General features: G+C 47.0%; 1 protein-coding gene. It reads right to left on the bottom strand.

What is annotated here, in order from left to right:
- Positions 1-1,973 (bottom strand): VCBS domain-containing protein (locus OLM33_05570; protein ID MCW1713139.1); only part of this gene is annotated, 1,973 nt, incomplete at both ends.

Here is a 1,973-nt window from a genome sequence, read left to right as displayed (position 1 = left end):
CTTCTGTGGCATTAACAACGTCAATGACGTCGACATCCGAAAGTGACAAAGTTCCGGTTGCTGTTAGAGCTATGTTTGATTCTGTCAAAGACTCAGCATCGCTGTCGCCTGCTCTGACATGGATCTCGGGAGCGTCATTGCTTCCTGTAATAGTTACAGTCACAGTGATAGTATCTGTTCCACCTTTGCCGTCATCCACAGTGACATCATATAGCTGTGTAACAGTCTCACCTTCTGCCAGATGGTCCAAAGCAGCATCATTTACTTTAAATTCCCAAGTTATCTTTCCTGTGGCTCCACTTGTTGTCTGAGTATCTACGACAGGAGTGAATGTTCCGAGATAGCCAACCCCTTGAGGAGTTGCAGAGACAGAAACTGCGTCAGTCAAGTCTGCATCAGTGACGTCAAAGTATCCGGAAGCAGTGTGGTCATGTGTATTTTCATCTGCGTGCTTGTCCACAAGTTCTGTGGCAGAGCCTGTTAGTACGCCGCCGGCAATTATAGTCGGCGCGTCATTTGTGCCGGTAATGGTAATTACCACGTCATGAGTATCAGTTGCACCATGCGGGTCAGTGACTTGTACGGTATAAGTAAGAATTAGGGTTTCACCTGCAGCCATGCCGTCAAAGTAGTGAGAGCCCGAGTTAAAGTTCCAAGTAATGCCGCTTGTTTTATCCGTTTCGGTTGCGTCCAAATTTCCGGACACAGTAAACATAGCCTTAAGCTCTGCATCTGTGGGCAAAGTTCCGGTATATGTTCCGCCCTTTGTAATTGAATCTACTTCTGTGGCATTAACAACGTCAATGACGTCGACATCCGAAAGTGACAAAGTTCCGGTTGCTGTTAGAGCTATGTTTGATTCTGTCAAAGACTCAGCATCGCTGTCGCCTGCTCTGACATGGATCTCGGGAGCGTCATTGCTTCCTGTAATAGTTACAGTCACAGTGATAGTATCTGTTCCACCTTTGCCGTCATCCACAGTGACATCATATAGCTGTGTAACAGTCTCACCTTCTGCCAGATGGTCCAAAGCAGCATCATTTACTTTAAATTCCCAAGTTATCTTTCCTGTGGCTCCACTTGTTGTCTGAGTATCTACGACAGGAGTGAATGTTCCGAGATAGCCAACCCCTTGAGGAGTTGCAGAGACAGAAACTGCGTCAGTCAAGTCTGCATCAGTGACGTCAAAGTATCCGGAAGCAGTGTGGTCATGTGTATTTTCATCTGCGTGCTTGTCCACAAGTTCTGTGGCAGAGCCTGTTAGTACGCCGCCGGCAATTATAGTCGGCGCGTCATTTGTGCCGGTAATGGTAATTACCACGTCATGAGTATCAGTTGCACCATGCGGGTCAGTGACTTGTACGGTATAAGTAAGAATTAGAGTTTCACCTGCGGCCATACCGTCAAAGTAGTGAGAGCCCGAATTAAATGTCCAAGTAATGCCGCTTGTTTTATCCGTTTCGGTTGCGTCCAAATTTCCGGACACAGTAAACATAGCCTTAAGCTCTGCATCTGTGGGCAAAGTTCCGGTGTATGTTCCGCCCTTTGCAATTGAATCTACTTTTGTTGCATTAACAACGTCAATGACGTCGACATCGGCAAGCGACAATGTGCCTGTTGTGGTAAGGGTAGTGTCTGATTCTGTCAGAGAAGCAGAGGCGCTGTCGCTGCCTGTGAGATAAATCTTAGGATCATCGTTCGTTCCTACTACAGTAACGGTTAAGGTGGTAGTGGCAGTAGCACCATGTGAGTCTGTAATCGTATAGGTAAAGGTATCCGTAACCTCTTGATCCTTCGCCAGGGCCTGAACCTCAGCCTTGCTGTTATCAAGAGTATAGGTGTAAGTCCCGTTAGCGTCAATGACGACAGATCCATAAGTTCCGACAACGGAAGTTGCAACATTGCCTGTGGCAGAAGTATGGGTTCCCTCTTTTACACCGGTTACCGTAAAGGTATCGCCATGGTCAATGTCG

Source organism: Synergistaceae bacterium DZ-S4, assembly GCA_025943965.1.
Classification (GTDB): Bacteria; Synergistota; Synergistia; order Synergistales; family Synergistaceae; genus Caenicola; species Caenicola nitritireducens.
The sequence above is the reverse complement of the archived record's forward strand: the minus strand, read 5'-3'. Positions and strand labels throughout refer to the sequence as shown.